A 7,370-nucleotide genomic window follows, 5' to 3' on the forward strand; every position below is an offset into this window, starting at 1 on the left:
CGCCTGCCGGCGCCCGAAACTCTTCAGGATACCGGCCCCGCATGATCGCGGGGCCGGTATCGGCAATCAAAGGAAGCGGTTGATCAGATTCTCGATCCGCTCCTGCTGGCCCGACACAGGATGTGGGTTCAGGTCGCGCTCGATCGCCAGATCGGCGATGCCGGCCAAGTCGAGCCCGCCGATGGTGCTGCCCATATCGCCGTCCCAGCCGGCATAACGCTTGGCCTTGATCGAATCGACGCGGCCATCTTCGATGATCGCCGCCGCGGTCAACAGGCTCTTGGCGACGACGTCGATGCCGCCGATATGCCCATGGAACAGGTCAGCAGCATCGATGCTCTGGCGACGGACCTTGGCGTCGAAGTTGAAGCCGCCATCGGTGAAGCCGCCGGCACGGATGATCTCGATCATCGCCAGCGTCAGTTCCTCGACCGAGTTGGGGAATTGATCGGTATCCCAGCCATTTTGCGGATCGCCGCGATTGGCGTCGATCGAGCCGAAGATGCCAAGCGCCGCCGCCGTCGCGATCTCGTGCTCGAAGCTGTGGCCCGACAGCGTGGCGTGGTTCGCCTCGATATTGACCTTCACTTCATTCTCTAGGCCATAGCGCTTGAGGAAGCCGTACACCGTTGCGGTGTCGAAGTCGTATTGGTGCTTGGTCGGCTCGTGTGGCTTGGGCTCGATCAGGATCGTGCCCTTGAAGCCGATCTTGTGCTTGTGCTCGACCACCAGGCTCAGGAAGCGCCCGAAATTGTCGAGTTCGCGCTTCAGGTCGGTGTTGAGCAGCGTCTCATAGCCTTCGCGACCGCCCCACAGCACATAATTCTGGCCGCCCAGCCGATGAGTCGCCTCGAGTGCGTCGCGAACCTGCAGTGCGCCGAAGGCGTAGACTTCGGGGTTGGGATTGGTCGCCGCGCCCGCAGCAAAGCGCGGGTGACTGAACAGATTGGCGGTGCCCCACAGCAATTTGCGGCCCGACGATTCCTGCAGCTTTTCGAGATGATCGACAGCCTCGGCGAAATAGCGGCGATGCTCGGTGATGTTGGCGGCATCGGCCATCACGTCGATGTCGTGGAAGCAATAATAGGGGATGTCGAGCTTCTGGAAAAAGTCGAAAGCCACTTCGCGCTTTTCGGCGGCTGCCGCGCTGTCGTTCGCGCCGCGATGCCAGGGGCGGTTGAAGGTGCCGCCGCCGAACACGTCCGAACCCGGCCAGCAGAAAGTGTGCCAGAAGCAGGCGGCGAAGCGCAGATGGTCTTCCATCCGCTTGCCCAGTACGAGCTTGTCCTTGTCGTAATAGCGATAGGCCAATTCGTTGGTCGATTCAGTACCTTCGTACTTGATCGTTGGAATGTCGGCGAGAAAGTCGGACATCATGCGTTCCTTGTCATGGATTTGGGGGCGATCCGGGGATAGGCCAGTTGGAAGGCCGTTTTTTTCTCCGCCAATGCAGCGACGAGCCGGGGATCGGGGGAAATCCGATGCGCCACCGGCGGCGCGACGCAGACCTTGGCGGGATCGCCGCCATCGACCGCGAGTTGCGCCAGCCGCGCCGCACCTAGCGCGGGGCCGACTTCGCCGCCCTGAAGGTAGACAAGTTCTACCCCCATCGCCGCAGCGATGACCTGCCCCCAATAGCGCGACCGCGCGCCGCCGCCGATCACCGACAGCCGATCGACCACGGTGCCCGCCTCGCGAAGCACTTCTAGCCCATCGGCCAGCGCGAACGCCACACCTTCGAGCACCGCCTGCGAAAGTCGTCCGGCGTCGCTGTCGTTATCGAGCCGCAGGAACGCGCCGCGGACTTCGGCGTCGTTGTGCGGCGTGCGCTCGCCCGACAGATAGGGGAGGAATAGTTCGGGTCCGCTGGCCGGGCCGGCGACCTCGGCGCGCGCGAACAGGTCGGCTGCACCCGCCGCGCCGGTGATCCGCGCGACCCAATCGATGCACGATGCTGCCGACAGGTGCACCGACATCTGGTGCCACATCCCCGGCATCGCGTGGCAAAACGCATGCACCGCACGATCGGGGTTGGGGCGGAATGCCTGAGTCGCGACGAAGATCACGCCCGACGTGCCTAGCGACAACAGCGCATCGCCGTCGGAGACGACACCGACGCCGACCGCCCCGGCGGCATTGTCGCTGCCACCCGCCGCCACCGGCACCTGCGGCATACCCCATGCTTGGGCGACCTCAGCGGTAAGCGTGCCGGTGATCTGCGTTCCCTCGAACAGGCCGGGCATCTGCGCGCGCGTCAGCCCGCATGCGCCAAGCAGCGTATCGCTCCAGTCGCGCTTGGCGACGTCGAGCCACAAGGTGCCCGCGCTGTCCGACAGGTCCGAAGCCTTGTCGCCGGTCATCAGCAGCCGGACATAATCCTTGGGCAGCAGCACCGTTGCGATCTTGGCGAAGGTATCGGGCTCATGCTCGCGCACCCACAGCAATTTGGGCGCGGTGAAGCCGGGCATCGCGATATTGCCCGCGATGCTGCGCAAATCGGGGACGGCGCGCTCCATCGCCTCGCATTCGGCGTGGCTGCGCCCGTCGTTCCACAGGATCGCGGGGCGAAGCGGCACGTCATCGGCATCGAGCAAGGTCGCGCCGTGCATTTGCCCCGCCAGCCCCACACCGCGCACCGACCGGCGAATGCTCGGTTCAATCGCCTGCACCGCGGCGTTGGTCGCGCGCCACCACGCGGCGGGGTCTTGTTCGGACCAAAGGGGGTGGGGACGCTGAACGGTCAGGGCGGCGATGCCCTGACCCACCACTGCGCCGGTTTGGTCGAGCACCACGGCCTTTACGCCCGAGGTGCCGATGTCGATGCCAAGGAACATGCGCGATCAGTCCTTGAACGGGTTGATCGGGACGATCGTGCCGTCTGGATTGAAGCTGATTTCGGTCATCTTCACCGATCGCAGATGGTTCTTATTCGACAATTGTGTGTCGTGGTAGAACAGCCACCATTTATCTTCGAACTTCACGATCGAATGATGCGTGGTCCAGCCCTGCACCGGCTCCATGATCCGCCCGGTATAGGTGAACGGGCCATAGGGATTGTCGCCGATCGCATAGGCCAGATAATGCGTGTCGCCGGTCGAATAGGTAAAGTAATATTTGCCTTCGCGCTTGAACATCCACGCTGCCTCGAAAAAGCGCCGCTCATGATCGCCGCCCAGAATCGGCTTGCCTGCCTGGTCGAGAATCTGGACGTCGCGCGGTGCTTCGGCGAAGCTTTTCATGTCGGGCGACATGCGCGCAATCTTGGGCGCGAGCGCGGGCTTGTCGTCCTGCTTCAGGTCGGTGTCGCCGCCCTGCGGGTTGTAGCTGCCATTCGCCCAGCGCTGAAGCTGGCCGCCCCAGATGCCGCCGAATGACATGTAGCTCTGCCCGTCGTCGTCGTTGAATACCGATGGGTCGATCGAATAGCTGCCGGGGATCGGCGTCGGTTCGGCGACGAACGGGCCGGTCGGCGATTTTGAGGTCGCGACGCCGATGCCGAAGACGTCGTCCTTATCGCGCGCGGGCATGTAGAGATAATAGGTGCCGTTCTTATACGCGGCGTCGGGTGCCCAGGTCTGCTTCGACGCCCAGGGTATCTGCGCCACGTCGATCGCGACCGGGTGGATCGTCACCTTGCCGCCGGGGCGGTCCATGCTGAGGACGCGATAGTCGCGCATCGCATATTGATTGCCCAGATCATCGTCGGGGATGCCCGCGTCGATGTCGTGGCTGGGATAGACGTACAGCTTGCCGTTGAAGACCTGCGCCGAGGGATCGGCGGTGAAGATTTCGGTCACCAGCGGCTGGTTCAGATAGCGCTTGCCCTCGGGGCTTCGCGCTTCGCTGCCGGCGGTCGCAGGGGCGCTTGCGGTCTGTGAAGCAGCGCAGCCCCCGACCAGCATGAGGGGCAACAACAAACTGCTCGCATATCGCCCGGTCTTCATGCCTTCTATCCTTCCTATGATGACGATCTTCTATGAGATCCGTTTACTCGCTGTAGTAACGTTAGCGCTATCATAGCTTACCCATCCGCTGGAGCAAGTCCAGCGTTCGGGGGTAGGCACGTCGGGTGGTGGCAGGCCGCAAACTGCCGTTTGTCCGCTCGGCTATCGGCGGGTAGCCGGGCACCGACACGGTACATCATCAGTGATTGTCGCGCGGTACTCCCATCGTCTGCGCGATTCGCTGGTATTTCTCGGCACCTTCGAGGATGGCGCCGGTTTCCATCTGCCCGACATTGGCGCGCTGGATTTCCTGCCACGGCGTTTGTGATGCGGGATAGGCATAGCCGCCCGCCGCCGCCAGCGCGGCACGGCGCTCGGCCAATTCTTCGGCAGGGACCAGCACATCGGCGGTACCCTTGCCCAGATCGATGCGAACGCGGTCGCCGGTGCGGATCAGTGCGAGCCCGCCCATCACCGCCGCCTCGGGGCTGGCGTTGAGGATCGAAGGCGACCCCGACGTGCCCGATTGGCGGCCATCGCCGATGCAGGGCAGGGCATGAACGCCCTCGCGGATCAGATAGGAGGGCGGGCGCATATTCACGACCTCAGCCGAGCCGGGATAGCCGATCGGTCCGGCACCACGCATGAACAACAGCGTGTCGGTGGTGATCCCCAGCGACGGATCGTCGATCCGGTGGTGATAATCCTCAGGTCCGTCGAACACCACCGCTGGCCCCTCAAACGCTTCGGGATCGGCGGGGTTGGACAGATAGCGCTGGCGGAATTCGGGCGAGATCACGCTGGTCTTCATGATCGCGCTGTCGAACAAATTGCCGCGCAGCACGATGAACCCGGCGTTTTCGACTAGCGGGGTTTCGAATCGGCGGATTACCCGCTCGTCCTCGATCGTGGCATCACGGCAATTGGCGCCGATCGTCTTGCCGTTGGCCGTCATCGCGTCCTCGTGGATCAGTCCCTGCCGCATCAGTTCGGCCACCACCGCGGGCACGCCGCCTGCGCGATAATAATCCTCGCCCAGATACTCGCCGGCAGGTTGCAGGTTCACCAGCAGCGGCACTTTGTGCCCCTGGGTCTGCCAATCGTCGATCGGCAGGTCCACGCCGATATGGCGGGCGATCGCCGCCAGATGGATCGGCGCGTTGGTCGACCCGCCAATCGCCGAATTGACGACGATTGCGTTGTGAAATGCCTGTTTCGTCAGGATGTCGCTGGGTTTCAGATCCTCGGCCACCATCTCGACGATCCGCTTGCCGGTTTTATACGCCATTTCCTGGCGGTCGCGATACGGGGCAGGGATTGCCGCCGATCCGGGCAACTGCATGCCCAGCGCCTCGGCCAGCGAGTTCATCGTCGTCGCGGTGCCCATCGTGTTGCAATAGCCGGTCGACGGGGCGGAGGAGGCGACCAGCTTAATAAAGCCCTCGTCATCGATCGCGCCGGTGGCGAGCAATTCGCGCGCTTTCCACACGATCGTGCCCGATCCGGTGCGCTCGCCCTTGTGCCAGCCGTTGAGCATCGGCCCGACCGACAGCGCGATCGCGGGGATGTTGACGGTCGCCGCCGCCATCAGACAGGCCGGCGTGGTCTTGTCGCAGCCGATGGTGAGCACCACGCCGTCGAGCGGATAGCCGTACAGCACCTCGACCAGCGCCATATAGGCCAGGTTGCGATCAAGCCCGGCGGTTGGCCGCTTGCCGGTTTCCTGAATCGGGTGGACCGGAAATTCAAGGGCGATCCCGCCGGCTTCGCGAATGCCCTCGCGCAGCCGTTCGGCCAGCACCAGATGGTGGCGGTTGCAGGGCGACAAATCGCTTCCCGTCTGGGCGATGCCGATGATCGGCCGGCCCGACCGAAGCTCCTCGATGCTGAGTCCGAAGTTCAGATACCGTTCGAGATACAGCGCGGTCATGTCGATATTGTCGGGATTATCGAACCAGGCGCGCGAGCGGAGCTTTGGGGTGTCGGTCATACGAATACTTTCGGGGGAAACTGCAGTTGGGTCAGCGCGCGGTGGACACGCGATAGATCATGGCATGCCGATAGGGCTTGCCCGGATCGACGCGCGCGGAGACGAAATTGGGCTGATTCGGGGCATCGGGGAATTTCTGTGGCTCAAGTGCGATGCCGTCGCCCATACGGTAAAGATGCCCACGCTTGCCGACGAACGTCGCGTCGAGGAAATTGCCGGTGTAGAATTGCACCCCCGGTTCGGTCGACAGCACTTCGAGCACGCGGCCCGATGCCGGGTCTTCCAGCCGCGCCGCCAGCTCGGGCTTGGCCGTCAGCCCCTTGTCGAGCGCGAAATTATGGTCGTAGCCCTGGGCGATGCGGATCTGCTCGTCTTGCCCTTCGCGAATACCCTCGGCGACCATGCGCGGACGCCGGAAATCGAACACCGTACCCGCCACCGGGCGCAATTCGCCCGTCGGGATCAGCGCGGCATTGACCGGGGTGTAGGCACGCGCGGGAATGGTCAGCAACTGATCCGTCGCGCCCATCGGTGCGCCTTCGCCGGCCATGTTGAACATCGCGTGGTTGGTCATGTTGACGATGGTAGGCTTGTCGGTCTTCGCCTCGAACACGATGCCGAGATTGCCGCTTTCGTCGAGCGTGTAGGTGACGGTCACGTCAAGCTGGCCGGGATAACCCGAATCGCCATCGGGGCTGCGATGCGCCAGGACCAATGTGGCGGTGGGGCCGTTGGTGACCGACACGACTTTCCACAGGATCTTGTCGAACCCCTTGTCGCCGCCGTGCAGTGAATTCACCTTGTCGTTCAGCGGAAGCTGATAGGTCTTGCCATCGAGTGCGAACTTGCCGCCGGCGATCCGGTTGGCATAGCGGCCGACGGTGACGCCGAAGAAATTCGGACGATCGACATAGGCGGCGACGTCGTCATAGCCCAGCACCACATCGGCGACCTTGCCTTCGCGATCGGGGACCAGCAGCGATTGCAGCGTGGCACCATAGGTCAACACCCGCGCGCTGACGCCGGCGGCGTTCTTCAGCGTGATCGCCTCGACGACCGAGCCGTCCTGCAATGTTCCTGCGGCTTCGCGCGTCGCTGTCGCTGCGACCGCACTGTCTGGTGCCGTCATGGCCAGCATTGCACCCATCATCAGCGTCACTGCCCCTATCTTCGCCATCCCGTCCTCTCCCGCGCGATTGCCATATGATGCAAACGCTGCCTGGATATAGTCAGACAACATGTGGAGGGGCAAGCGGGCAGCCAGATTTCGGCGGGTGCGAGAATTGATCGACCGGCGCGAAACATTGTCGCGCAAAGGGCCGGGCGCATCCGCCGCCGGCCATCTGTCCAGGGTTGGAGTCTGCGCCGAAGTAATACTGTGGCGTGCCGATTTTATTTGAACGTTGCTTAACAGGCTGCTGAAAAAGGGCTTGGCT

At 63.4% G+C, this 7,370-nt stretch carries 6 protein-coding genes; all 6 read right to left on the reverse strand.

Annotated elements, in window-relative coordinates; translation table 11 throughout:
- Positions 1–66: 66 nt before the first annotated feature.
- Positions 67–1,377, reverse strand: a complete 1,311-nt coding sequence (xylA, locus tag QU44_RS16565) for a xylose isomerase (RefSeq protein WP_033923522.1) — start codon at positions 1,375–1,377, stop codon at positions 67–69.
- Positions 1,374–2,834: a xylulokinase gene (gene xylB, locus QU44_RS16570; protein WP_033923523.1), complete on the reverse strand. Its 1,461-nt coding sequence runs from the start codon at positions 2,832–2,834 to the stop codon at positions 1,374–1,376. The genes xylA and xylB overlap by 4 nt, the downstream gene beginning before the upstream one ends.
- 6 nt (positions 2,835–2,840) lie before the next feature.
- Positions 2,841–3,944: a glycoside hydrolase family 43 protein gene (locus tag QU44_RS16575; protein WP_033923524.1), complete on the reverse strand. Its 1,104-nt coding sequence runs from the start codon at positions 3,942–3,944 to the stop codon at positions 2,841–2,843.
- 199 nt (positions 3,945–4,143) lie between these two features.
- On the reverse strand, positions 4,144–5,934 hold the full coding sequence (locus QU44_RS16580) for an IlvD/Edd family dehydratase (protein WP_033923525.1): 1,791 nt from the start codon (positions 5,932–5,934) through the stop codon (positions 4,144–4,146).
- 31 nt (positions 5,935–5,965) lie between these two features.
- Complete coding sequence (locus QU44_RS16585; RefSeq protein ID WP_443018099.1) at positions 5,966–7,084, reverse strand: aldose epimerase family protein; 1,119 nt, start codon at positions 7,082–7,084, stop codon at positions 5,966–5,968.
- A 79-nt stretch (positions 7,085–7,163) separates the two neighbouring features.
- Positions 7,164–7,370 (reverse strand): hypothetical protein (locus tag QU44_RS18780; protein WP_231621794.1); only part of this gene is annotated, 207 nt, incomplete at its 5' end.

The organism is Sphingomonas sp. 37zxx (assembly GCF_000786205.1).
GTDB lineage: Bacteria > Pseudomonadota > Alphaproteobacteria > Sphingomonadales > Sphingomonadaceae > Sphingomonas.